At 53.4% G+C, this 25039-nt stretch carries 18 protein-coding genes; 14 read left to right on the top strand and 4 right to left on the bottom strand.

The features are described from left to right. Positions 1-3: 3 nt before the first annotated feature. On the bottom strand, positions 4-1395 hold the full coding sequence (locus tag HKD42_RS08020; protein WP_170012293.1) for a sulfatase: 1392 nt from the start codon (positions 1393-1395) through the stop codon (positions 4-6). Positions 1396-1596: 201 nt separating this feature from the next. On the opposite strand from HKD42_RS08020, the gene HKD42_RS08015 reads away from it, so the two are divergent. From HKD42_RS08015 to HKD42_RS08005, 3 genes are all read left to right on the top strand, one after another. Continuing rightward, complete coding sequence (locus HKD42_RS08015) at positions 1597-2814, top strand: glycoside hydrolase family 88/105 protein (RefSeq protein WP_170012291.1); 1218 nt, start codon at positions 1597-1599, stop codon at positions 2812-2814. 22 nt (positions 2815-2836) lie between these two features. Continuing rightward, positions 2837-4279 (top strand): BNR-4 repeat-containing protein, encoded by a 1443-nt coding sequence (locus HKD42_RS08010; protein WP_170012289.1) that lies wholly within the window; start codon positions 2837-2839, stop codon positions 4277-4279. Positions 4280-4346: 67 nt separating this feature from the next. Then, positions 4347-5360: a formylglycine-generating enzyme family protein gene (locus HKD42_RS08005; RefSeq protein WP_170012287.1), complete on the top strand. Its 1014-nt coding sequence runs from the start codon at positions 4347-4349 to the stop codon at positions 5358-5360. Positions 5361-5364: 4 nt separating this feature from the next. On the opposite strand, the gene HKD42_RS08000 is transcribed toward HKD42_RS08005, so the two are convergent. Together HKD42_RS08000 and HKD42_RS07995 are read right to left on the bottom strand one after the other, a co-directional pair. Next, a complete protein-coding gene (locus HKD42_RS08000; protein WP_170012285.1) occupies positions 5365-6489 on the bottom strand; it encodes a DUF1501 domain-containing protein in 1125 nt (374 codons plus the stop codon). Beyond that, complete coding sequence (locus tag HKD42_RS07995) at positions 6486-7856, bottom strand: DUF1800 domain-containing protein (protein WP_170012283.1); 1371 nt, start codon at positions 7854-7856, stop codon at positions 6486-6488. Before HKD42_RS07995 ends, HKD42_RS08000 begins: the two co-directional genes overlap by 4 nt. Before the next feature lie 315 nt (positions 7857-8171). Here HKD42_RS07995 and HKD42_RS07990 point away from each other — a divergent pair, with 315 nt between their 5' ends. From HKD42_RS07990 to HKD42_RS07965, 6 genes are all read left to right on the top strand, one after another. Next, positions 8172-8804, top strand: coding sequence for an RpiB/LacA/LacB family sugar-phosphate isomerase (locus tag HKD42_RS07990; protein ID WP_170012281.1), 633 nt, complete (start codon positions 8172-8174; stop codon positions 8802-8804). 35 nt (positions 8805-8839) lie between these two features. Then, a complete protein-coding gene (gene kduD / locus HKD42_RS07985) occupies positions 8840-9598 on the top strand; it encodes a 2-dehydro-3-deoxy-D-gluconate 5-dehydrogenase KduD (RefSeq protein WP_170012279.1) in 759 nt (252 codons plus the stop codon). 7 nt (positions 9599-9605) lie between these two features. Continuing rightward, entirely contained in the window at positions 9606-10847 is a 1242-nt protein-coding gene (locus HKD42_RS07980; protein WP_170012277.1) for an alginate lyase family protein, read from the top strand. A gap of 25 nt (positions 10848-10872) precedes the next feature. Further along, positions 10873-11904, top strand: coding sequence for a sugar kinase (locus HKD42_RS07975; protein WP_170012275.1), 1032 nt, complete (start codon positions 10873-10875; stop codon positions 11902-11904). A 167-nt stretch (positions 11905-12071) separates the two neighbouring features. Next, positions 12072-14465: an alpha-L-rhamnosidase-related protein gene (locus tag HKD42_RS07970; RefSeq protein ID WP_211483567.1), complete on the top strand. Its 2394-nt coding sequence runs from the start codon at positions 12072-12074 to the stop codon at positions 14463-14465. A gap of 389 nt (positions 14466-14854) precedes the next feature. Continuing rightward, the gene (locus HKD42_RS07965) at positions 14855-15658 is read left to right on the top strand and encodes a sulfotransferase (RefSeq protein WP_170012273.1); all 804 of its coding nucleotides are present in this window, start codon (positions 14855-14857) and stop codon (positions 15656-15658) included. On the opposite strand, the gene HKD42_RS07960 is transcribed toward HKD42_RS07965, so the two are convergent. Then, positions 15651-15833, bottom strand: coding sequence for a hypothetical protein (locus tag HKD42_RS07960; RefSeq protein ID WP_170012271.1), 183 nt, complete (start codon positions 15831-15833; stop codon positions 15651-15653). The two genes, HKD42_RS07965 and HKD42_RS07960, sit on opposite strands and share 8 nt — an antisense overlap. Positions 15834-16095: 262 nt before the next feature. Here HKD42_RS07960 and HKD42_RS07955 point away from each other — a divergent pair, with 262 nt between their 5' ends. From HKD42_RS07955 to HKD42_RS07935, 5 genes are all read left to right on the top strand, one after another. Then, positions 16096-19245, top strand: a complete 3150-nt coding sequence (locus HKD42_RS07955; protein WP_170012269.1) for a TonB-dependent receptor — start codon at positions 16096-16098, stop codon at positions 19243-19245. Positions 19246-19404: 159 nt separating this feature from the next. After that, complete coding sequence (locus HKD42_RS07950; RefSeq protein WP_170012267.1) at positions 19405-20142, top strand: FadR/GntR family transcriptional regulator; 738 nt, start codon at positions 19405-19407, stop codon at positions 20140-20142. A 116-nt stretch (positions 20143-20258) separates the two neighbouring features. Further along, on the top strand, positions 20259-22499 hold the full coding sequence (locus HKD42_RS07945) for a polysaccharide lyase 6 family protein (protein WP_170012265.1): 2241 nt from the start codon (positions 20259-20261) through the stop codon (positions 22497-22499). Next, on the top strand, positions 22496-24676 hold the full coding sequence (locus tag HKD42_RS07940) for a heparinase II/III domain-containing protein (protein ID WP_170012263.1): 2181 nt from the start codon (positions 22496-22498) through the stop codon (positions 24674-24676). Before HKD42_RS07945 ends, HKD42_RS07940 begins: the two co-directional genes overlap by 4 nt. Beyond that, positions 24676-25038 (top strand): cupin domain-containing protein, encoded by a 363-nt coding sequence (locus HKD42_RS07935; RefSeq protein ID WP_170012261.1) that lies wholly within the window; start codon positions 24676-24678, stop codon positions 25036-25038. Before HKD42_RS07940 ends, HKD42_RS07935 begins: the two co-directional genes overlap by 1 nt. The last annotated feature ends 1 nt before the right edge of the window (position 25039 follow it).

The following is a 25039-nucleotide window of genomic DNA, read 5'->3' as shown; positions in this document are numbered from 1 at the left end:
GTTTTAGCGGCCTATCGTCACATCGCTGCGCGGGTTGGCCGGGATGTATGCGCGCAGCCTGTCTTTGACCGAAGCAAGGCTCTGATCATTGGCCAGATTAACCCATTCGTTCGGGTCCTTCCGCAAATCGTAAAGCTCCTCCGACCCGTCAGCATAGCGGATATAACGATGGTTCGGATCGATGACCGCGTAATTGCCCTCACCATATACGGACAGCTGTGGTTCAATCGGTAAAGCCTTCCCTTGGGTCAGTACCGGAGCGAGACTGCGCCCAGCGTTCTCCGTATTTGCGGGTAGGCCCAGAATGTCGATAGCGGTGGGATAGATATCAATCAGGCCGACCGGGTCGGTAATTACCTGCTGACGGATCCCGGGCCCTGCAAACATCAGGGGCACGCGGGTTGACCGTTCCCACAGCGACATTTTTGCAAAGCGCTGTTTCTCGCCCAGATGGTACCCGTTGTCGGATGCCAGACAGATCAGAGTGTTCTCGGCGTGGGCCGATGTGCTCAGGCTTTCCAGCACCATCCCCACGCAGTGATCCACAAAGGCGATCGAAGCGAGATAGGCCTGCATGATCGGGCGCCACTCCTTGTTCTCCATCGCCCATTCCAGCGTCGGCATTTGCGGCACAGCGGCAAGGTCGCGTCCCGCCTTAGGTACATCGCCAAGGTCGTTTGCGCGTATTTGTGGCAACTCGATCGTATCCAGCGGGAACATGTCGAGCCATTTCTGCGGTACATACCACGGTACGTGCGGACGTACGAAACCAAGCGCTAACAAGAAGGGCTGCTCATGCTCTTGTTGAAGAAATTCCGCTCCCCAGCTTGCGGTAATATGGTCGATCATTTTCTCGTCAGCGTCGGGCCAAGCGCCCCAATCGGTATGGGTCTTGTCGCTGTCCCATTTGAAACGGCCTTCAGGTTTGGGGCCGTAATCTCCGTTCTCAGGCAGGCGAGGGTGATATTCGTCAAACATCCCCTCTTGGCCGCCCTGATGGGACACCTTGCCGCGTCCCGCCGTGTAATAGCCATGCGAACGCAGATATTGCGGGAGTAATAGAGTGGGGGAAACAGCCGATACCGCTGGGCCAAGTTGAGCATCTTTGATCTGGCCATAAATGCCGGTTTGGGCAGGATAAAGGCCGGAAAACAGGCTGGCGCGCGATGGGCCGCAAATGGGAGCTTGCGCATGGGCGTTAGCAAAGCTTGTTCCCGAAGCGGCCAACGCTTTGATGTGCGGCGCCGTGACCTGTGGATGGTCGCCCAAGGCGGTTACCCAATCATTGAGATCATCAACCATGATCAAGAGCAGGTTTCGCGGATTGGCTTCGGTGCGTCTTGGCGAGCCAATAAGCGTATCTGGCGAGCAGCCGCTCAAGGCTCCGACAGTCATCAGAGCACTCAGGGAAAAGCCTCTGCGTGTGAAATGAACCATGTTTCCTCTTTCAATTCTGCACATGGATTGCTTGCCTTTGCGCATTTTTGATCGTAATTGAGTGAGTAGAACTTGGAAACCCCCTCCGCAATTGGAAAAGGCCGCTCAGAGCCTTCAGGCAAATACGGGGCTCAGCAATCCTCGGGAGAGAACGATCTTATGAAAAACTATCTACGCTTTGCCGCCGCACCCCTTGCAATGGTAATCGCAGCATTTCCAGCGCAAGCCAGCGCCGAACATGGCGAAGGCCACGCCGCATCAACTGCGCCCTGTGTCTCGATGATTCCTGCTGGTTCTGCCTCTGCGCTTGAAGCCCCGACAAAAGCATCGGCCAAGGAAATTGGGTGTGCGGTCGCCAATTGGCAGCTCAAAGCCAACAATGACCTAAGCTACATTGATGGCAAGTTCCCCCAATCGTCTTACAATCGGGGCTGGGTGAAGGCGACTTTCTTTGTGGGATTGGATCGCTTTGCCGAGGCAACCAATGACGAACATCTTCTCGCTCGGGTCCGTCAATATGCATATGATAGCGGCTTGGAACTTGGTGATCGGCAATGGCATGGCGATGATCAAACCGTGGCTGCCGTCTATGCGTCTGTCGCTCTGAGAGACAAGACCCCTGAGGCAATGTCCAAGTCGATGGAACAATTCGACCACATCATAGCCCAGAATTACACGATGAGCCTTGAGTTTATCGAGCCAGAAGACGGTCACACAGAGGGTACCTGCCAGCGGCGCTGGTGTTGGGCCGATGCGATTTTTATGGCGCCGCCCGCTTGGGCGATGACGACCAAGGTTTCCGGTGATCCAAAATATCTTGATTATGCCGCGAAAGAGACGCGTGCGGTGATTGAGTATCTGCAAGATCCTAAGACCGGTCTGCTGTTCCGTGACAGCCGTTATTTTGACCTCAAGACCCCGAGTGGAAAACCGGTATTCTGGAGCCGAGGCAATGGCTGGGTCTTCGCAGGGCTTGCGCGTTTTATCGAGGCTATGCCTGCAGATCATCCAGAGCGCCCTTTGATGATTGCGACATTTAAAACTTTGGCCGACTCGCTGGTTTCTATCCAGCGGGAAGACGGGTATTGGCCAACTTCGCTGATGGATGCGGAATATCTGACGAACCCGGAAACCAGCGGCACGGCATTCTTCGGTTTCGGGCTTGCATGGGGATTGAACAATGGCTTCTTGGAAGGCGAGAAGTACACCGCCGCCCGCGACAAGGCGTGGGATGCGATGCGCGGTTCTATTTCTGACAGCGGAAAGGTCGGCTGGGTTCAGCAAATCGGCAAAGACCCTCAATTAACAGACAAGGATTCGACGCAGCTTTACGCAGTGGGCGGCACATTGCTGTTCGCGTCTGAGATGCTCGACTGAACAGCGATTGTAGGAACGCCAAATGAATAGACGAGTGTTTTCCGCAGGCGCGATAGCGACTTCGCTGCTGGTGTTGTCGGCCTGTACCGCCACACAAACGTCTGATGAGGCGACAGCTGCGACCAATCCGCCATCAGTGCAAATGACCGATCATTTTGCTGAAAACGGGCTGGGCAATGCAGTGGCGGTGATCCAGCATCCCGCTGGCGAACATCACAATGGCAGCACTTATCTTAGCTATCAGGGGCCGCAGGAAGACCCCTATGTGGTGTCCTATGATCACCGCACCGGTGAGTGGTTTGGTCCGTTCAAGGCCGGGGTCAGCATCATGGGCAAGGATCCTAGTCGCCGCAGAAAGATCGATAATCATGGCAAGCCCACCATGATTATCGATAATGCCGGTTACATCCATGTGTTCTTTGGCGGTCATGGCGGCCTGCGTAATTTGCACGGCGAGAACCCGCTCGGCAATCATCACTACGGCGAAAACAAACACGTCGTATCCAAGCGTCCGCTAGATATCACCGAATGGGAAGAGCTTGATACGATCCCTCCCTTTGGGACTTACAATCAAGTTGTGAAGATGGATAATGGCGATATCTATCTGTTCTACCGCCACGGCGCTCACCGAAGCGATTGGGTGTATCACAAATCTACCGATAATGGCCGCAGCTTTGGGGATCCGGTGTCGTTTTTGAAACACAAACGCCGCGATGATCTGGCTGCGGTGGATAGTTGGTATCCCTATGTCACCAAAGGCGTGGGTGACGAGATCATCGTCAACTTTGATTACCATTTGTGCTGGGACAATGATGGTGCACCGGATGAACGCGGCCATACTGCCAATCGCCAAGACATTTTCTACATGGTGTTCGACACCGGCGACAATACATGGCGCAACATAGAAGGTGAAACACTGCCCATGCCGCTGACTCGCGAGGTGGCAGAAGACAAGACATTGGTGGCGCGATCAGGCGAGTTATGGTCGTTCAATGGCCCGGTAACGCTAGATAATAAAGGCTATCCCCATATCGGAATCACTATGGGTCCCGATCTGGGTGTCTCCAAGACGGGCGGCCCCAAAGAAATGCGCCACTATCGCTGGACAGGTAGCGAATGGGTCGGTGGCAAACCAAGCATTTTGCCTATTTCCAACGGTGCAATCGTCGCAGGTGATCCCGAAGATGTTCGCTTCGTACTCGCAAGCCAAAACGTAGAAGGGGATGGCACAGTGAGCTGGTGGGCAAGCGCGGATGGCGGCGAATCTTTCACCAAGACCCGCGAATTGCTCCGCCGATCAAGCCCAAGCTTTGCGATCAGCAGCTTCATTCGCAATGCCCATCCTGATGCTCAGATTATGGTCGCTGAAAGATTACGTGGCACAGATCGCCGGAATATGTATCTTCTTGGCGAGAGCGGGCCAGTGCAAAGGCTCAAGATGGAAACGGACCAGACCAAACCATAGGACGAAGCAGTTGGCGGGTAGACGTTGGACAACACGGGTTGGTGGTAATCGTTCCTTTTTGATCGGTATGACGCTCGTCAGTGCTGGTTTCGTGCTATCGGCGTGCGACCAAGTGGAGCGGGAGGACGGGGCACAGTCCTCGCCAGATTCTGCGCTAGATTTTGCCGCTACCACTACATGCACGACACCGCCGGACGCGCCTGTGCGGATTGACGGCGGAACCTTCACTATGGGTAGCGCTGCGGTCTATGCGGAGGAGGGGCCGGAACGGGTCACGCGCGTCGACGGATTTTGGATTGACCCGCACGAGGTAACAAACCGGCAATTTGCTGAATTCGTTGCGGCGACAGGTTACGTGACAATTGCCGAAAAACCGGTCGATCCTGAGCAGTTGGGTGTCCCTGCGGAGCAAATTCCGGCCTTCATGTTGGAACCGGGTTCTGCTGTGTTCACACCGCCAGCGCGGCCTTCGCAAAGATATAATGATTGGTGGGAGTATTTGCCTGGAGCAAAGTGGCAAAAACCCTATGGTCCCGATGGACCTGATGCCGCGCCAGATCAGCCCGTCGTCCATCTCGCTTGGGAAGACATGATCGCGTATGGCAAATGGAAAGGTGGCCGCATCCCGACCGAGGCTGAATGGGAGTTTGCAGCCAGCGCGGGGGCTGAAAAATATACCGAACAACCAGCACCGAAACGTGCCAATAGCTGGCAGGGGGTATTCCCTGTTGTGAACTCTGCCCAAGATGGATTTGCAGGGATCGCTCCGGTTGGATGTTTTGAACCGAATGCCTTCGGGCTATACGATATGGTTGGCAATGTTTGGGAAGTTACCGGTGACTATTTCCGGCCCGGCCATGATCCCTCTGATAAAGATAATCCGCGCGGTCCGAGCGAGAACGCGGCTTACGACCCGCTTAATCCGGGAATGCCAAGCCGGGTTATGAAGGGCGGTAGCTATCTGTGCGCACCCAATTATTGTCAGCGTTATCGGCCAGAAAGCCGTCAGGGACGCGATCCGGGTCTGGGCGCGTCGAATGTTGGATTCCGGCTAGTCTACGACCAATTGCCCGGCCAATGATCTGCTATTGGCTGGGATAGAGGGTACGTCTGGTTATCTCGGGATCCAGCGCAAAATGGCTCGCTACGCTGGACGCGATTACATTCTCGAGGGAGGCTGTGGGCTTGAGATCGCGATTTTGATACAGGTCGCCTTGTCGCAATCCGGGCCAATCCCCCAAGACGGTACCTCCGCTTAGCGAACCTCCGTATAATAGGGCTGCAGACGCTGTACCGTGGTCAGTTCCATTGGTCCCGTTGATTGCTGCGGTGCGTCCGAATTCGGTTGCGACTATCACCATCGTGTCATTCCATAGAGGGCCAAGTCCATCTTTGAGAGACGCAATCAGGGTATCAAGCCGGCTCAATTCGCGCCCAAGACGCTGGCGTTGTCCAAAATGGGTGTCCCAACCGCTGGTTTCGATCATGGCGATACGCGCACCGTCTTCGGCCGAAAGCATACGAGAGGTAAGTGCTGCCACGTCGGCCGCCTGTCGCATGTTGGCGCTGCCATCCATGCCTTCGGCCAATTGGCGTGTGGCTATGCTTTCTTCCCACAGCATATGAAGTTTTGGATCGTTCATGTAGAGGTTACCGATCCGCTTCATATAATCGTCCGCCGCATCGGGGAGGCGCGATGGAGCGTAGGAACTCGATTTATTCGGGCCTTGTAATGCCAGCGGGATGGTTTGCGATATCGCAATGCCAGAGGCATCGGTTGCCGGGATCAGACCCACCAACCGATTGAGCCAACCGTCTTTACGTTCGTATGGGCGCGTGCCGCCGCTCTCCAATACGTTCTGGCCATCGAAATGTGAGCGGTCGCGATAGTACGAAGCGACGGCATGAACCGCCATCATCTCGCCCTTGGCAAACATTTCAGCCGACTTGGTCAAAGAAGGATGCAAGGCAAACAGGCCGCTGATCCGGGGTGCTTCGGCATAGTCTTCAGCCAAAGCGCCACGCAATCTGGCGTAATCCGGATCGCCAACCGGAGCCACAATGCCCAAGCCGTCCGCAGCCCCTCTTTGCAAAACAAAAACCAGTCGCTTTTTACCAGACCCTGAAGCGGCAAATGACACTTTGGGTAGTGCCGCCGCGCCGAGCGTTGCTGCCGAAACGCCGAGTAAAGTCCGTCTGTTCAATATCATCGCCACATAGCCTCCGGGCTGGCCAGCAGCAGGGCCATAGCCTGTGCCGGACTTTCTGCGCGCGCCACCGCCAACGCGCTGTGTTCGCTCCAAATGCCTGAATAGAGCTCGGGCCCCAAGGCACGGGCATCATGACGCGCGCCTCTCTGCCCGAGTGTTTGGGCAGCCTCTACCCGGCGGTGCAAAGACTCCGGTGCAGCCCATTGACTTGCCGCATCATCAAATCCAGCAGGCGAACCAGGTTTCCATAGATCTTGGCCCAGATTGATCATCATCCGGCGGATTTGGCGCGGCTGTAAGACGCTAGGCTGGATCGCGCGTGCCGACATAATCGACCATTCCCATGGTGTGAGAAACTTGTTGCGCTCCTCCGCCCAGACTTCCGGAGAATTCACCAAGGCCAGCGTTAACGATCTGAGATCGCCACCAGTCGAAAGAAAGTCATTCTCCAATCGGCTAACCAAAGCCGGAGGAGGATCATCGGACGTGAAGTGCCGCGCAAACTTGGTCACCACGTGTCTGGCTGTCGCTGGATTGACGGCCAGATCAGATAGAATTTGTGCTGCTTCACGCGCGCCACTCGGGCCGTATTTTTTACCCAACACGGTCTTAGTTCCAGGCTCGTGCAAGGCCTCTTCAAATCTGTAAGCCATATCGCCGTTGCGATTTTGGCGATCGCGCCGATTTCCCCTTATCGCCGGAACCGTATGCCCGGTGAGCGCTTTGGCGAATTCGGTGACATCTTGTTGAGTGTAGCCTGACCGAACGCCCAGAGTATGCAATTCGAGAATTTCACGAGCGAGATTTTCGTTCAAGCCGGCTCTTCGCCGACCTCGCTGTGCTGCCCGCAATCCTCTGCGACTGTTAGGTCCAATCGACTGAGCTTGATCCAGATAAAGCAACATTGCCGGATGCGATTCCGCCGCTGACAGCATGGCTGAGAATTTCCCAAATATATGCGGTCTTATTGCTTCAAATTCAAAGCTACCTGCTAATGGGCCAGCGCCCCTTTTCTCGGTAGATATAGCGAAATGGTTGGCCCAAAAATGGACAAGCCGTTCGGAGAAATGATCTGGAGTTTCTATTGCTGTCGCGATGCGCGCACCAATCGCATTTTGCACATGGCGGCGCAATGCGCGCCTTGCTGTGCGCCTTACTTCTTGGTCACCATTGCGCAGTTGGCGATACTCGCCAAATTGCTGTGCAATCTGATTGGTTCCGGGCAGCTGGCGAAGTGATTCCGGGGAAGGATCGTAATTGTTGATTTGATGCATCAACCAAGATTTCGGCGATCCGGCATGTCTTTCTGAAGGTTTGCCGCCATAGCCGAACCGCCTAAGGGTGATACTCCATTTACCTTCAGTCATGTCATCCTCTTTCTCGCTCGCTACTTGATCACAAATGAGCAGTATTGAGAAGGTCTAAATCGTCGCAGATTGTCGCAAACTGTCGCAGATGGGGCGGAGCATCCGTCTGGGATTTGCAAGTCAATTAGCGTCATGCCGTTCATTGCTTTGGCTGATGAGGGGTGAGCTTTTTGTGCCCAAATATGATTGTTGCACAAGCATTCCTATGCATACGAACAGGTCTTGCCATTTCTAATGACACCGGTTACCTAATAGCCAAAGAAGCTGGCCGACCTGGCTCTAAATTTTACCCTTCGACTCAGAGGATGTTTCCCGATGAAAATTGCATTGATCAGTGAAAATAGCCAAGCGGCGAAAAACAGCATAATTTCTGATGCGCTGACTTCTGTAGTGGAGCCGATGGGGCATCAAGTGTTCAACTATGGCATGTATACGGCCGAAGATGATGCCCAACTGACTTATGTCATGAACGGACTGCTGGCGGGGATACTGCTCAATTCAAAGGCGGCTGATTTCGTAATCACTGGTTGCGGCACTGGCATGGGTTCCATGCTGGCGTGCAATTCCATGCCGGGCGTTTTCTGCGGGTTGGTAATCGATCCGACTGACGCTTTCCTTTTTAACCGCATCAATGATGGCAATGCGGTCTCCATGCCATATGCGAAAGGCTTCGGTTGGGCAGCTGAATTGAACCTCAAAGACTGTTATCACAAGCTGTTCGGCGAAGAAGGTGGTTTAGGCTATCCCACGGAGCGGGCCGAGATCATGGCAAAGAACCGCGGGGTTCTGGCGGATCTGAAGGCGGCTACCTGTCATGATATGCTGTCTGTGCTCAAAGCAGTAGATCAGGACCTGCTGAAGTCCGCCATTGCGGGTGAAAAGTTCGCGGAATATTTTTATCCTAATTCTCAGGACGACGCGATTAGCGATTACCTTCGCAGCCTATAATTACCGTCCTACTTTCCAGATAGGAGACCACTTCGATGGCCCAAAACCCGTTTGATTTGAGCGGCAAAGTCGCGCTGGTGACCGGTGCCAACACCGGTATCGGTCAAGGCATTGCGGTCGCGCTGGCGAAGGCTGGTGCCGATATTGTTTTGACGGCGCGCCGAGATCCTTCTGAAACGCGCCAGCTTGTGGAGGCTCAAGGCGTTCGCGCGCATGTAGTGATGGCTGATCTATCCAGCACAGAGCCGTGTGAGCGGATCGTGTCCGAAACGGTCGAAGCATTTGGGCGCCTGGATATTCTGGTGAACAACGCAGGGATCATTCGTCGGAACGATGCGCTCGACTTCACCGAGGATGATTGGGATGCTGTGATGGACACCAATCTGAAAGTGCTGTTCTTTCTGTGTCAGGCAGCGGGCCGCCGGATGGCTGAAAATGGCGGTGGGAGCATCATCAACATCGCCTCTATGCTAACATTTCAGGGCGGTATTCGTGTGGCAAGCTACACTGCGTCGAAGAGCGGCGTTGGCGGCCTGACCAAGCTGCTTGCCAATGAATGGGCTGCCAAGGGTATCAATGTAAACGCGATCGCGCCGGGCTATATCGCCACGAACAACACTGCGGCGTTGCAAGCTGATTCAGATCGCAACCGGCAAATTCTAGAGCGTATTCCGGCGGGGCGTTGGGGTGAGCCTGACGATATTGGCGGGGCGGCGGTATTCCTTGCTTCTGATGCTGCGCGCTATGTGCAAGGGCATGTCCTTGCCGTTGATGGCGGCTGGTTGGCGCGGTAATTTCAGTATGAAACGTGTGCGCGGCTACCTCGGAACTTTTCTGTTTTCTACAGGAATGTTCGCGGCAATTTACAGCACGCCCGTTCTCGCTCAATCTCTTGGCCAGAACCAAGCTGATGCCGAGCAAGCTCCGGCTTGCAGGGGCGGCGATGGTTATACCGCAGATTTTGGCGGACGCCGGACTTTCTTGTGGCGGCCGCAATGGCTCGAAGCAATTAAAAACAATCCCACACAAAGCGCGGCAATCATCGCTGAAGCTGACAAGTCACTAGAAGACGGCCCATACAGCGTAACCGACAAGGTCGCATCTGTTCCAGGGGCAACGCCAAATGACTACACTTCGATCGGGCCATATTGGTGGCCAGACCCCACGAAGACGGACGGCTTGCCTTACATCCGCCGCGATGGCGAATTCAATCCGCAGCGCAACGGGCCGGAATTTGACAAGATGCGCCTGCGTAGTTTGGGCCGCGATTTGAAAGCTTTGTCGCTCGCATATTTTCTGACTTCGGATGAACGCTATGCCGATCATGCAGCGACTTTGATCCGGGTTTGGTTCATTGATCCGAAGACCCGCATGGCACCGCATATGAATTTTGCCCAAGGTATTCCGGGTAAAGTCAGCGGCCGCGCTGAAGGCATAATTGAATCCTCAGACCTATCGACCGCAGCGGAAAGCATCGGCCTGCTCGCGCAATCGCCTGCTTTAAGCCGCGCAGAACATGATGCCGTGCGCCAATGGTATGCCGATTTCGCCGCCTGGATGACGACCAGCGAGATCGGTAAGGCCGAACAGCGAAAGCGCAATAATCATGGCGTTTTCTACGATTTCTACCTCGCCCATTTTGCGATCTTTGCCGGTATTGAAGAGGCCGCCAAAAGGACTGTTGAAGGTTTCCCTGAAAACCGTCTGAAAGTCCAAATGGACAGCGAGGGGCGCTTTCATCAGGAGCTAACGCGCACCCGCAGCTGGCATTACTCTAACTATGTCGTTGGCGCAGCTGCCCGCTTGGCTACTATTGGCGAATGCGTAGAGATTGATCTGTGGAGCGCGCAGCTTGATGATGGCCGCAGCCTTTCAGATGCGCGCAATTTTCTAAGCGGTTATGCCCGACAGCCTGCCGACTGGCCGTTTCCCGAGCGGGACCACAAAGCCGGCTCCTTTGCAAAAATGCAAAGCACTTTTGCCCACACCGATTTTTTGTTTCAACGTCCGAACAGCGTGAAGGGTGCTATTAAACTGCCTTAACGTCTGTCATTTCAGGGAATGTTCCATGACTGATTTTCTTTCATTCGGCGAAATCATGCTGCGGCTCAAAACGCCGGGCCATGAGCGCTTTTTCCAATCGCCGCAGTTTGAGGCTACCTTTGGCGGGGGCGAGGCCAATGTCGCGGTTGCGCTGAGCAATTATGGGCTGGATGCAGGCTTCGTCAGCGCTCTGCCTGATAATGACATTGGCGAGAACGCGATCATGGAATTACGCAAATTCGGGGTGGATACTGCGTATGTCAGCCGCTCGGGCGATAGGGTCGGGATTTACTTTTTGGAGACCGGATCGAACCAGCGTCCGTCCAAAGTGGTTTATGATCGGGCAAACTCCTCTATCTGTAATGCAAGCGCTGACGAGTTCGATTGGCCAACAATCTTCGAAGGCGCAAAGTGGCTGCATATTACAGGCATTACGCCTGCATTGAGTCAGTCTGCTGCAGATCTCTCTATGGAATGCGTCAAGGCTGCCAAGGCGGCAGGCGTCACTGTATCTTGTGATTTTAACTTCCGCGGCAAGCTATGGAAATATGGCAAGAGCGCGCCTGAAGTGATGCGCGAGTTGGTCAAGTATGTCGATGTTGGCATTGCCAATGAGGAGGACTGCCAGAAGTCGCTCGACATAACCGTCGACGTTGATGTGGAAAGCGGTGAACTTGATACCGCCAAATACGAGGCTCTGGGCCAAAAGGTGCTCGATATCTATCCCGATATGCACACTATTGCGATCACACTGCGGGAAAGTTTGAGCGCGGATCGCAACAATTGGTCGGCCTGTCTGCGCACCCGCGATGATGGCTTTATGTTGTCCCGGAAGTATGAGCTGACCGATATCGTTGACCGTGTCGGCGGGGGCGACAGTTTCGCCTCAGCGTTGATCTACGGCCTCAATGCCTATGAAGATCGCCAACAGAGTCTGGAATTTGCGGTGGCCGCAAGCGCGCTTAAGCACACCATCATAGGTGACTTTAACCGTGTCACCGTATCAGAGGTTGAAAAGCTGATGTCTGGAGACGGATCAGGGCGAGTGCAGAGATAACAAAACGGGGCCTTCGCCGGAGATCAAAGGCTGATCATCGGCGGTGTCAGGCTTATGTTGCGGGCCAGGTGCTAAGGCGCTGGAGAGTATTGGGGAGTTGAGAATTGACACAACAGTGCTTGGCTGAATGCCGATATTCTTTTGCCATCAACAGTTGCAGCAAGATCATGAAAGCCGCGAAGGTGATGGCGTCGATCATGGTCGCAATTTTCTTTGTGAGTATGCCCGTGGCCAATGCGGTCACGTGGCAAGCCGAATGGATTTGGGCGAAAGACGGTGCCGCTATCCCCAACAGCTGGGCCGCTTTGCGCAAAGACATTACGCTTTCCGAAATCGATGGCGAAGCGATTGCCTATGCCAGCGCTGACACGAAATACTGGCTGTGGATCAATGGCGAGCTGGTGGTATTCGAAGGAAGCTATACCGGTGGGCCAAGCCCGGTAAAGCCAGCTCCGCGGGTCGATAACTTTCCGATCGCTTCACATAAATATTACGACGAGATCGATATCGCTCCTTACCTCAAAGAGGGTGAGAACACGATTGCCGTCCTTGCCTGGTACTATGGTGATAATGGAACAAAGGGCACGCATATTTCAACCGGCCAGCCAGGGTTTCTGTTTCAGGCCCAAGTTGGTGACCAACTGATCGTTTCCGATGCGTCCTGGAAAGCCAAAACGCACACGGCCTATCAACCGGCCGAGAAGAAGCCTCCATTTCGGGTCGCTGCGTGGAGCGTAAATTATGACGCCCGCAAATCGATGGGCGATTGGGGTGATAGCGCTTGGTATCGGGCCGGTTATGATGATTCATCATGGGATGCAGCAAAAGGGGGGCGCAAACCCCCACGAGCCCCCTTCTTTAACCTGTTCAAGAGCGACGTGCCGCCATTGAATAATTTCGGCTTGGCGAATTGCGAAAATTATCCTGAGGCCCGTTTCCCGTTTGTGAGCGACGGCCAAACGATCAAGTGCAATCTGGATTTCAACAAAAACGTCACGCCTTATTTCGACATAGAGTCGGATGAAGGACTGGAAATATCCATCCGTTCCAACATGAAGCGGAATACGATTGACAGTTTTTACACCACAACGAGCGGCCGCCAGCAATTTGAATCCTACTCTTGGATGAACGCCAGGGTTTTGGAATTCACCATCCCGGCAGGGGTGACCGTGCATGGTCTGAAATATCGTTGGACCGGGGTGGGCGAACCGCGCGGGCATTTTGAAAGTGATGATCCGTGGCTGACCCGCATCTGGCAAATGTCGGAAAACACTTTGTATATCTGCGCGCGCGACAACTTTATGGACACCCCGGACAGAGAGCGTGGTCTGTGGATCGGTGATGTCGCAGACCAGGCGAGCTATCTATTCTACGTCATGGATCAGCCGGGCCGGGATCTGCTAAAAAAAGCTATCACGGTTACCATGGCTTTCAGTGATTCAGAATCCGGTAAATTTGCCGGACTTGGACCTGGGCGCTTCCGGGAACTTCCCGCACAAAGCCTGCAATTTATCGAGCAGGGCGTTTGGCATTATTATTACAATACTGGCGACTTGGAAACGCTTCGCTATGCCTACCCCTATGTGCACCGATACCTCGCGCTTTGGGAGACCCAAGAGAACGGATTGATTGTTTTCAGGAACGGTGCGTGGAGCTGGACCGATTGGGGACCGCAAGACACTATTGATTACGATGCCATCCAGAACGCGCTGTATTACAGCGCCTTAGTCTCCGCGCGGAAGATGGCGTTGGAGCTTAACGACAATACGCATCTGGAGTTTTACGACAGACGGATCGAAGAGCTGAAGCGGGCTTATCAAGACCAATTCTGGCAGGACGGTTTTTACAGCAGCGATCCTGAAACCCTAAAAGATGACAGGGCCAACGCAATTGCGATCCTGTTCGGCTTGGCCGAACCTGCCCAATATCAAGCGATCGTCGACAACGTTTTGGTTCCTAATCAATTCGCCAGCCCCCATTTTGAATGGATGGTATATCAGGCGATGGCAAAGGCGGGCCGCTATGACGACGCCATAAGCAGGATGAAACAACGTTATGCAAAGCAGGTCGATAATCCGGCGCTGTCCACGCTGGCGGAATATCTACCGAGCGGTGGCACGGAAAATCATGCATGGAATGCCCCGGCCACTGTTCTGAGCCAGCATATTGCCGGTATCGAACCGACTTCAATCGGGTGGCAAACCTATCAAATCATGCCCAATCTCGCGCATTTGAAATATGTGAAGCAGCTGGTTCCCAGTGTTAAGGGGGACATTGCGTTCGAAATGCGTCGCAGCGATATGGAAATTACCATGGCGCTGGATACACCTGACGACACGACAGCGATGGTCGGAATACCCAAAGAACATTTCGAGATAGAAGAAGTCAGGGCTAATGGCAGCGTCATCTGGTCTGGCGGATTACCTTCTGACGAAATAGCGCGTGATAAAACGACGGTAAAATTTGCCGGTGCTGATGAAAAGTACATCAAGTTTGAAGTCGGACCAGGGGATTGGGCCCTGAGTGCCAAGGGCGCTCCCAGATCAAATGCGCCTGATTGAAAGTTGGGCAGAGTAGATTGACATACTCACTGTCAATCTGGTCTCGATCACTTTTATACGTAGATCGTGACTAGGGATCAGTCCTGCGACGCCCAACTTTCTTCGCCTTGTAAAGTCAGGCGATTTTCAATGTCATACGTTATGATGTCCTCCAGCATCTGAATTTCGTCTGTAAGTATCTGTTGATGGCTAACGAAGACGGTCGGCGGTTATCCGACCGGGTTGAGCGGGGTCATTTGGCTGCGCGTATGCCGCAGTATCCGCTTTCGCGCTGCCAGATGCGCCGGTGGCGATCTGCAACTGCGCAAGCTATTTGTCGTGCGGGTTTTAATCTATACGGCGTATTTAAACGGCGCGTCAGCTCCATTTCATTCAGAAAGCCTTTGATCATGGCCGTGTATTTTGGCGCCGAGCATAACCTGCGAAATCTGATCCAGACGCATCTATTTTTGCTCTGCCCCAATAATAGCGGCTCAACCTTTCTGATCGGCGCAATCGGTCAATCAAGCAATGTCTGGTCGCTTCCAAAAGAGGGGCAGCACGTTCCCGGTTTTGTCGGGCCAAATTCGCGGGGAACGGAAAGGTCATTGACTTGGGGCAGTGAGGCTGAGCTGCTGGAATGGTTTCGCGACGACAAGAACTACGACTGGGGCAAGACAAAACGGGCATGGTACTTTCAAGCCACGGCACGCGATTCAAACGCAACTGTCTTTGCAACGAAAGCCCCGCCATTTCTGCTGATCCCGGATTTGCTTGCAGCAAATTTTGAAAGCACGAAGTTCATTGTGATGGTGCGCAACCCCTATGCAATGGCGGAAGGTATTTTGCGCCGTCGGTCAAGCACCCCTGAAATGATTCGGGAGGTAGCGGAACATGTAGTCACGTGTTTTCAGATACAGGCTGAGAATGCTCAAAACCTCGCTGGCAAAAGCATCTGCTTTACATATGAGGATATGTGCGATCGGCCAGATTCTATCCTGAAACGATTAGCCGATTTTCTGCCAGAGTTGCACGATGTCACGTTTCACGAAGCAGTTTCTGTGAAGGGTATGTATGATCAGGCTGTTACCAATTTCAATACAGCCCAGATCGAGCGGCTTGGCGTTGATCAGGCCTGCCAGCTCAACGAAGTGTTCAAGCCGCATACTGAGCTGTTTGAACAATTTGGCTATCAACTGCTATCGACTAGCTAGATGGGCGGCGCCGATTGAAAACCGCCTGCGGTAGATCAGTGGTGGTTTCAGCCAGTGTACCACAGCCCCACCACGACAAACTGATCCCGCAGGTTGTCCGGATCGGCACAAAACTTCTGAAATCGCGCTCATGCAAGCTGTCAGTCCTGCGTTCGGCACGACGAGAATTGTGCATCACTAATTTCTCGATCTTTACGATGTGTTCCCCAAGGGTCCCAAGGCACTGGCGATGCTGGTTTTCGCCGATCTCTACCATGATTTTGGGTAGCGGGAGTTCACTGTCTGCAGATGTCCTAATTTAGGTATGCGTCATGGGTCTAGATTACTGGTATATACAAATGTACTAAAATATCAATTCAATTGGTTGACACGCGAAGTGTGATTGGTCATTTATGAGGTAATTATAACGAAATCAGAATCTCTTTGGGGGAGAAGTCATGAACACCGCACAATCCAAATCCATTCGTACCACCAGGGCAATATCGACACTGTTATCGGGGGTTGCGGGTTTGGCACTGGCCTCCAATGCGATGGCGCAAGAGGCCGCGGCTGGAGACGAAGGTGCCGCGGCGCAGCCTGCTGAAAATGAGATTGTTGTTTCCGGTATTCGCGGAACTATCCAAAACTCGCTGGAAGAGAAGCGTAATTCTGTTGAGGTGTTTGATGCCTTGTCAGCGGATGAGATTGGTGACCTTCCGGCGCTTTCGATCGGCGAAGCTCTTGAAACACTTACAGGCGCCGGTTCGCACCGTGAGCAAGGTGGCGCGACAGAGATCTCCATCCGTGGTCTCGGGCCATTCTTGGGATCGACGGTCATCAATGGCCGTATCGCTACTAACGGCAGTGGCGACCGGTCGGTCAACTTCAGCCAGTTCCCATCGGAATTGTTCAGCAAGGTTGGTATCTACAAAACGCAGGCCGCAAGCTATATTGAAGGTGGTGTTGCCGGTCAGATCGTTCTCGAAACGGTAAAGCCTCTGGATTACGGGAAGCGCCGAATTCAAGGGCAATTCAAGCTGAATGTGAACCCCGATAATCTGGATATTGACGCGGATCAGCGCTTTCAGAAGTTCGGTTATCGCGGCACCATAAGCTATGTTGACCAATTCAACGTTGGCGATGGCGAGCTGGGTATTTCGCTCGGTTATCAGCGTAACTCCACCACGAACCCTGAGCAGGAAACGCAAGTTTCCAACACAATCCGTGCGTGTTCTTTTAATCCTGCCCTAGATGCCGAGAATGATGGCATTATCCATGAGGATAATTGTGATACTGATACCAGCGGCATTAACGCATTAGGGTCCATTTTCGCCGGTGAAGAGCCGTTCGCGATTGCACGCAATAGCTACCTCTTCCGGAGTAACATTACTGAAGATACACGGGACGCATTCTTTGGTGCCGTTCAATATAAGCCGACGCCTGATGTCGATATCAATGCCGACTTTCAGTATTCCAAGCGTCTTTTTCGTGAGCAGCGCAGTGATCTAAACTTCTCTGAGGGGCGCCGGATCACGCCTGATGGCGACCTTAATAACATTGGCGCCGATCTGGGGCTGAGCGATATCTTGGTCACTACGGACTCGGGTGCTCTACGTTTGTTTACTAACGAAACGCGCATTGAAGCTGGCAGTGAATATCTTGAGCGTGATGAGGAATATTACGGCGGCGGTCTGTCAGTAGATGCCCAAGTCTCTGATCGGCTTAAGATCTCGATTGATGCGTCATACTCGCGTACGGAGCGTATCGAGCAGCAGATACAGGCTCGTTTCCGGACTGATAGTGTCGGATCAATTTTGGGCACCTTTGATGCGAATGGGGACCGGGTTCTTTCGGAGGTTACCGAGGACAATGGGGATACCAACCGTGACCGTGTAGAAACGCTGACGCAGATCTTTCAAAATGGCTCCGAGGGTCTGAATTTCATCGTTCAGAACTTCGATGTCACGGACCACAATTTGTTTGCTGGTGATGCCCGCCTCCGCATTGATCTTGACCAAAACCGCGTGAATGAGGTCTGGGCACTTCGGGGCGATATCGAGTATGAAATGGATGGTTTCTTCTCGACCATCATGGCTGGTGCGCGGTATCAACAGCTGTTCTATTCAAGCACTCCAGGTGGTTCAAACGCGACCAGAGGTTTCTCACGGTTTGAATTCACCGGCTATGATCAAACTCCGGTAACGGGCGCTCTGGCTATCGCCAATCAGGAGTGCCGAACAGCATTCCCGGAAAGCGGGTTCCTATCCTCAATTTCTGGTGGCAACCCGTTGGTTACAAACGTTGATGCAGCGGGCAACGTTATCGGCACGGCGAACTCCTACGCCACTTTCGATGCGCGTTGTATTGTTCAGGTGCTTGAGCGTGAAGACCCGCAGGGCGTTCAATTTGATTCCGATGGCAATGTTGTGTTCCCGACCGGGGAGTTCGACTCGATCCAGAATTCGGAAGTCGAAGAGCGTTCATGGGCGCTGTATGGTCAAGCCAACTTCGATACTGATCTGGGTGATTTGCCAGTACGCGGTAACGTCGGCCTGAGAGTCGTTGGAACCGATGTTATTTCCGACGGCTTCCGCGGTACGTTGTCTTCGATAACTGCCGCTGACGGAACGGTTTCGCTCATTCAAGATAACAGCAATATTGTCCCGATTACTGCTAAGAATTCCTATACAGAGTTCTTGCCAAGTTTGAATCTGGTGGCCGATTTCCAGCCTGATCTGCTGGGACGGTTTGCGGTTTATCGCGCGCTGTCACGGCCGGATCCATCGGATTTGAGTTCTGGGCGGACATTCACAGGATCCACCGATGATAGTGATGATGCAACCAGCATTGGCGAGATTGTCGGTACCGCAAATGCAACGGGCAATCCGTTTACAGATCCATTGCTTTCTTGGAATGTCGATGTTGGTCTTGAATGGTATCCGAATGATGACACAATTCTCGCCTTCAATGCTTACTATAAGAGTTTTGACGGTGGATTTGAAACGGTCGGCCAGTTCGAAAACTTTACGGTCGATGGCCAAGATTTGTCGGTTCTCGTGACCACCGCCAATGTCAGCGAAGACACCAGCACTATCTACGGTCTGGAGATTACAGCAGCGCATCGCTTCAGCTATCTTCCGGCGCCGCTTGACGGGCTTGGTTTCAAGCTGAGCTACAATTATGCAGACTCAGACTTTGAGTTTGAAGATGATACTCTGGGTGCAAGAACCACTGTCAATGATGACGGAACGACTACCACGACCCCTGGAATTATTCCGCCTGCCAACCTGTTTGGTTTCTCCAAACATGTTCTGTCAGCGCAGTTGTACTACGAGATAGGGCCGTTTGATTTCCAAGGCGTCTACAAGCATCGTAGTGACTACTTCCAGCAGTTCATTTCTACACCTGGTCGCGTTCGTATCGTTGACGACGTCTCTGTGTTCGAGGCTCGTGCATCAATAGATATCACAGACAATGTCACCTTCACCATTGAGGGACTGAATCTGTTCAACGAGCCTCGTACCGATTTCCGCGGTGCGCCGGATGATCTGGGCCAAGTTCTTGTTTATGGTCCACGTTACTTTGCTGGCGTACGGTTCAAGTTCTGAGGCATTCTGCGGCATGGTGATGCTTTGGGGGTGTCACCATACCGTTTGGCAAGTCGGGATATGCATACCAATACTGCGTACGGGAAGTGACAACTGCCACAAATCTGCGCTAGTAGAGTGAAGGGTAATTTGACGTAAGTAGATGGGGCTGGGCAACGCATGGCAGAACAAAGGCTGTTTCACGCAATCGCGGAACAACTGACTAAGTTGATTGATGAAGGTGTTTTTCCGCCCGGGTCCCGTCTGCCGGGGGAACGGGAGCTTGCCGACCGTTTTGATGTGAGCCGGGTGACAATCCGCGAAGCCGAGATAGCGTTACAGGCTATCGGCCGTATTGAGATCAAGACAGGGGCTGGTGTTTACGTTTGCGAAGCACCGCCACAACGGCCGGGAGCGCTCCCGGATGTCACTGCGTTTGAAGTGACAGAGGCGCGTGCGTTGGTCGAGGCAGAGGCGGCGGCGCTTGCAGCAAAGCATATCTCTGATGAGGATCTGGCCAAGTTATCCGCTCTGCTGGATGCAATGGAATCTGAAGATGAAGACATCGCCAATAAGGCCGATGGGGAATTTCATGCCACGATTGCTCTGGCGTCAGGTAACAATGCCTTGGTCCATACCATCGAAGCGTATTGGCGGATGCGCGAAGAGTTGCCGGAAGTGAAGCGCACATACGAAGCCATTTGCGATGACGACCCTAAGACCCGTTCAACCGAGCACCAAGAAATATTGGACGCTTTGTTGGCGCGCGATTCCGACCGCGCGCGTTCTGCGATGCGGTCGCATTTCCACCGTATGATCTCATCAATGCTTGATGTTACCGAGCGTGAAGCCTTGCGCGAGGTTCAGGAGCGTGTGTCGCAGAGCCGAGAGCGATTTCTTTCAGGCGCAACACACTAAGTGCGCAAGCGGTCTGCAAACTGGTATGACGATAATCGAGATCAGGTAAGTTAGATTGGTTGACTGACTGATAGCCGGCTGATAGCTCTATTTTCATAAGAGAGGGGCTGGATTCGATGTTTGCTAGACTTGGTCTGTTTATCGTTCTGTTGTTGGTGCAGGTCACGCCAGCATCCGCCGAGCGATATCTTGTCAAAACCCAGGCCGAGTATTTTGCTGCTGCCGAGGCGGTGAAAGCAGGCGATTCCATCGTGCTGGCGGATGGTGTTTGGGATGATTTCGAAATTGTCTTGTCTGCCAAGGGGACGGTGAATGCGCCGATCCATCTCACCGCACAAACTCCCGGTGCAGTGAAAATTACCGGCCAAAGCAACCTGCGGATTGGCGGGGAGTTTATCGTCGTGAAGGGGTTGGTCTTCACCGATGGCTTTAGCCCGACCGGAGAAGTGATTTCGTTTCGCCGCAGCAAAACGGACCTTGCGAATAACAGCCGGGTCACTGAAATAGTGATTGATGGTTTCAGTAAGCCGGACCGTTATGAAACCGATTACTGGGTCGGAATGTACGGCAAAAACAACCGTTTCGATCATAGCTTCCTTGCTGGCAAAACCAATAAGGGCGTGACCTTTGCCGTCCGTCTCGACAGCCCGGAAAGCCAAGAAAACGGCCACCGGATAGACCACAACTATTTTGGTCACCGGCCGGTTTTGGGGTCAAATGGCGGTGAGACTTTGCGTGTCGGAACCAGTAAATATTCGATGTTCAATTCCAACACGGTGATTGCGAATAATTATTTTGAACGGACCGATGGCGAGGTCGAGATTATTTCCATTAAAGCCGGGGCGAACATTGTGCGCGGCAATGTGTTTGATGCCAGCCGGGGTGCACTTACCTTGCGTCACGGGGACGGCAATATCATCGAGCGCAACGTATTCTTCGGACGCGGTAAGGATCACACCGGTGGTATTCGCGTCATAAACGGTGATCAGACCGTCCGGGACAACTATATGGAGGGTCTGCGCGGCAATGGTTTTTCCAGTGCATTGACCGTCATGAATGGTGTGCCAAATTCTCCGGTCAACCGTTACGTTCAAGTGTCGAACGCGAGGATTGACCGCAATACCATCCTGGATAGCAGGCGTATAACATTAGGAGCGGGCGCTGACGAGGAAAGGTCCGCTCCGCCAGTTGATAGCACCTTCTCCCGCAATCTCTTATCGAGTTCGGGTGCCGGGACATTCATCGAAGTCGATGCTGATATTTCTGGCATTGAGTTCTCTGATAACCGCCTTCTTTCAGGCAAAGTCCACAGCGCATTGGCGGCGCTGATGCCGGTAAATACTGAACTGGCCCGCGCTGATAACGGGCTGCTCTATCCCGTGGATCCGGAATTGTTCGATGTCGGGGTGCCGCGTGACTTAGATCCAGTAAGCCGTGAGGCCACTGGCCCGGCTTGGTACCCGAAACCGGACGGCCAGACGGCTTTCGGTTCAGGTAAAGTCATTGCAGTTGCGCCGGGTGAGGGGACTATTGAGGCTGCTCTAAAGCGCGCGACATCGGGCGATACGTTGCACCTCGCCGCCGGTGATTATATCGTCAATAAGACTATCTTTCTGGATTTCCCGCTGACGATTTCCGGGGCGAACGGTGCTGTTGTCAACTTCGCGCGCCCTTCGCTGTTTGAAATGGCCGAGGGCGGAAGTCTTCGTTTGCATAACCTTACGATCTCGGGCCGGGATGCTCCTGACAATGTAGGTAACAGCGTCGTCCGGACTACATCATCACCCATTCGCGGGAATTTTGTGATTGAGCTGGATCAGGTTGCGGTGACTGACTTGACCGTCAACCGCAATTTTGACGTCATTGTCATCGGAAAAAGCGCCTTCGCTGACGCTGTCACGATCAAGAATAGCGCTTTTAACGACGTTACGGGGGTTGTGGTGAAGGCGAATGCCGAAACCGAGGATTATGGGCAGTATGGCATTGAATACACCACAATTACGGGATCGGCGTTCAGCAATATTGGAAAGAGTATCGCCAACATATATCGCGGCGGACGGGATGAGAGTACCTTCGGGCCGCACTTTACGCTTTCATCATCGAGCCTAAGCGGTGTGGGCGGCAAAGACGCGCCTGCATTGGTTCTGCACGGTGCTCAAATCACTGAGATCGATCAGAACAGCATCGCGGCATCAGGGCCGATCAAGATCGTCCATACTGTTGGTGCGCCCAGCACGGTGATTTCGAATAATGTGCTCGATTCCGCTGATGGGATTGTCGTCGAGGAGCTGAATTATTCTGGCGATCCCCGCGCCGTTATGCGGGGCAACATCATACCTAAAGGTGCTAAGCAATGAGTGTGCGTTCTATTTATGCCGCGGTTTTGCTGGCTGGCTCTTCCATCTTTGCACCGGCGGAAGTGGCTCAAGCGCAAAATGTTGAAGCGCCAAGTCCAATGCCGGCACTGTTTGCTTCGGAATTCGAGATGTCGCGGGATCTTGTCGATGAGGTTATGGCGGATGGGATCATCGTGCCAGTGCCGAAGGATCCAGGCGGCGGTTACACGCACGAACAGCATAAGTTGAACTTTCGTGTCATGTATCTGGCAGGCGATTTGTATCGCATAACCGGGGACGAGAAGTATCGCGATTTCGTTCGTGATATGCTTGTCGAATATGCCGAGATGTACCCGACACTGGGTGATCATCCAGCCCGGGCCAACCAGAATGTTGGCCGGTTGTTCTGGCAGGTTTTGAATGATGCGATGTGGCTTGTTCACTCTATCCAGGCGTACGAATCCATCCGTGACACGATCACTGATGAACAACGCGATTTGATAGATAATCAACTGTTCCGCAAAGCAGCGCATTTCATGTCGGTGGATTCAAAGCGGACATTCAATCTCATCCACAATCACGCGACTTGGGCGACGGCCGGGGTCGGCATGACGGGATATGTGCTAGGCGATCAGCATCTGGTCGATATCGCGCTGAAGGGGTCTGACAAGACCGGTGAGACCGGGTTTCTGCGTCAGACTGAGCTGCTGTTTTCTCCTGATGGATATTATGCCGAAGGGCCGTATTATCAGCGCTTCGCCTTGCTACCATTTATGGTGTTTGCAAACGCGATTAACGCGAACGAGCCGGAGAGAGAGATATTCCAACATCGTGATGGAATTTTGCTTAAGGCCCTGCGGACCACCATTGAACTGAGCTATGCTGGCCAGTTCTTCCCTTTCAATGATGCATTGAAAGAGAAAGGACTGAAAACTGCGGAGCTGTATGAAGGCATCGCGGTGGCATATGCCGAAACACGTGACCCCGGCCTGCTATCGATTGCTGAATGGCAAGGGCGCACCGTACTGTCCGAAGCCGGTATGCTGGTCGCAAGCGACTTGGCGGCAGGCAAGGCAAAACCGTTCCCGTTCAAGTCCATGCTGCTGCGCGATGGGCCAGAGGGTAAGCAAGGCGCTGTCGCCATTATGCGTACGCCGTCGCCTGATGGCGAGAGCATGCACGGTCAAGCGCTCGTCACAAAGAACAGCTCACAAGGGATGGGGCACGGCCATTTCGATAAGCTAAGCTGGCAGTTTTACGACAATGGGTATGAAGTTGTCACAGATTACGGCGCGGCCCGGTTCTTGAATATCGAAGCCAAAGAGGGTGGCCGCTATCTGCCGGAAAACGAGAGTTGGGCGAAGCAGACCATCGCCCACAACACATTGGTGGTGGACGAGCAAAGCAACTTCAACGGTGACGTGGAATTGGCGAGCGCTCATGCGCCGACGCAAGACGCTTACGTCCAGCGCGAAGGTCTTCAGCTTAGCTCTGGCAGCATCGATACCGCTTTCGCAGATGTGGCTATGACACGGACCATGGCGCTTGTGGAAATGCCAGGTTCTGAGCACCCAGTTGTTGTCGATCTATTGCGTGCCGCATCAGACGGTGAACATCAGTATGATTTGCCGCTGCACTACATGGGCCAGATCATGCGTGTCGGTTTTGAATTGGAGTCCTTTACAGACACCCGCCCAGTGCTGGGGAAAGATAATGGGTACCAGCATATTTGGGTAGACGCCCAAGGCGCGCCAACATCCTCAGGCAATGCTTTCATCACATGGTTGCTCGATGACCGGTTCTACACAGCACGCTGGGTCCCGCAGGAGGGTGCCGAAGCAATTCTGGCGGAAAGCGGAGCGAACGATGCGTCGTTCAACCTTCGCCGTGAACCAATGTTGTTGCAGCGCGTGAGGATAGCTGGCGGGACAAGTTTTGTGACTCTGCTTGAGCCACACGGAAAGTTTGACGGTTCCGCAGAGCGCACGACATTGAGCGACAGTTTGGTCGCCAGTGTAAATCATGACCGCGTAGATGGCGCTGATATCATCACAATCACCATGAAGAACGGCGCGCGCCGCACATTGGCGATTTCTCACAATCCGGATGATGCAGCTTCACACTCTGTGATTGTGGATGAAACGGAATATCGTTGGACCGGCTTTGCGGCCGTGATCGGCGCGGAAGGGGACAAATAATGAGTGCGGCTAAGACCACAGACAGCGACACATTTATTCGCGGTGCAGATGTTCCGGTAGAGGCTTTGGAACCTGGCATCCGGAGACAAATGCTGGGCTATGGAACGGATTTAATGATGTGCCGTGTGCTGTTCGATAAAGGCGCAGAAGGCTCGGTCCACTCGCACCCGCACAGCCAGTCTATCTATATCGAGTCTGGCCGTTTTCTCATAACGGTTGACGGTAAAGAGCAAGAGCTGGGCGCAGGCGATAGTGCCTTCGTAACTTCCAATGTCATGCACGGAGCGGTCTGTCTGGAAGAAGGCGTGATCCTCGATACGTTTAGTCCGGCACGCGAAGATTTTTTGGGCGAGGGGGCATAAT

It is taken from the genome of Pontixanthobacter rizhaonensis (assembly GCF_012972675.1).
Classification (GTDB): Bacteria; Pseudomonadota; Alphaproteobacteria; order Sphingomonadales; family Sphingomonadaceae; genus Pontixanthobacter; species Pontixanthobacter rizhaonensis.
This window is presented reverse-complemented; position numbering and strand designations above follow the sequence as displayed.

Bases quoted from the DNA above. Each gene is read 5' to 3' on its own strand.
- HKD42_RS07970 (WP_211483567.1), top strand. From the start codon at position 12,072: ATGAAAGCCGCGAAGGTGATGGCGTCGATCATGGTCGCAATTTTCTTT.
- HKD42_RS07960 (WP_170012271.1), bottom strand. From the start codon at position 15,833: ATGCACAATTCTCGTCGTGCCGAACGCAGGACTGACAGCTTGCATGAG.
- HKD42_RS08020 (WP_170012293.1), bottom strand. From the start codon at position 1,395: ATGACTGTCGGAGCCTTGAGCGGCTGCTCGCCAGATACGCTTATTGGC.
- HKD42_RS07980 (WP_170012277.1), top strand. From the start codon at position 9,606: ATGAAACGTGTGCGCGGCTACCTCGGAACTTTTCTGTTTTCTACAGGA.
- HKD42_RS07990 (WP_170012281.1), top strand. From the start codon at position 8,172: ATGAAAATTGCATTGATCAGTGAAAATAGCCAAGCGGCGAAAAACAGC.
- HKD42_RS07935 (WP_170012261.1), top strand. From the start codon at position 24,676: ATGAGTGCGGCTAAGACCACAGACAGCGACACATTTATTCGCGGTGCA.
- HKD42_RS07940 (WP_170012263.1), top strand. From the start codon at position 22,496: ATGAGTGTGCGTTCTATTTATGCCGCGGTTTTGCTGGCTGGCTCTTCC.
- HKD42_RS07995 (WP_170012283.1), bottom strand. From the start codon at position 7,856: ATGACTGAAGGTAAATGGAGTATCACCCTTAGGCGGTTCGGCTATGGC.
- HKD42_RS08015 (WP_170012291.1), top strand. From the start codon at position 1,597: ATGAAAAACTATCTACGCTTTGCCGCCGCACCCCTTGCAATGGTAATC.
- HKD42_RS07950 (WP_170012267.1), top strand. From the start codon at position 19,405: ATGGCAGAACAAAGGCTGTTTCACGCAATCGCGGAACAACTGACTAAG.
- HKD42_RS08005 (WP_170012287.1), top strand. From the start codon at position 4,347: ATGACGCTCGTCAGTGCTGGTTTCGTGCTATCGGCGTGCGACCAAGTG.
- HKD42_RS08000 (WP_170012285.1), bottom strand. From the start codon at position 6,489: ATGATATTGAACAGACGGACTTTACTCGGCGTTTCGGCAGCAACGCTC.
- HKD42_RS08010 (WP_170012289.1), top strand. From the start codon at position 2,837: ATGAATAGACGAGTGTTTTCCGCAGGCGCGATAGCGACTTCGCTGCTG.
- HKD42_RS07965 (WP_170012273.1), top strand. From the start codon at position 14,855: ATGGCCGTGTATTTTGGCGCCGAGCATAACCTGCGAAATCTGATCCAG.
- HKD42_RS07975 (WP_170012275.1), top strand. From the start codon at position 10,873: ATGACTGATTTTCTTTCATTCGGCGAAATCATGCTGCGGCTCAAAACG.
- HKD42_RS07945 (WP_170012265.1), top strand. From the start codon at position 20,259: ATGTTTGCTAGACTTGGTCTGTTTATCGTTCTGTTGTTGGTGCAGGTC.
- HKD42_RS07955 (WP_170012269.1), top strand. From the start codon at position 16,096: ATGAACACCGCACAATCCAAATCCATTCGTACCACCAGGGCAATATCG.
- kduD (WP_170012279.1), top strand. From the start codon at position 8,840: ATGGCCCAAAACCCGTTTGATTTGAGCGGCAAAGTCGCGCTGGTGACC.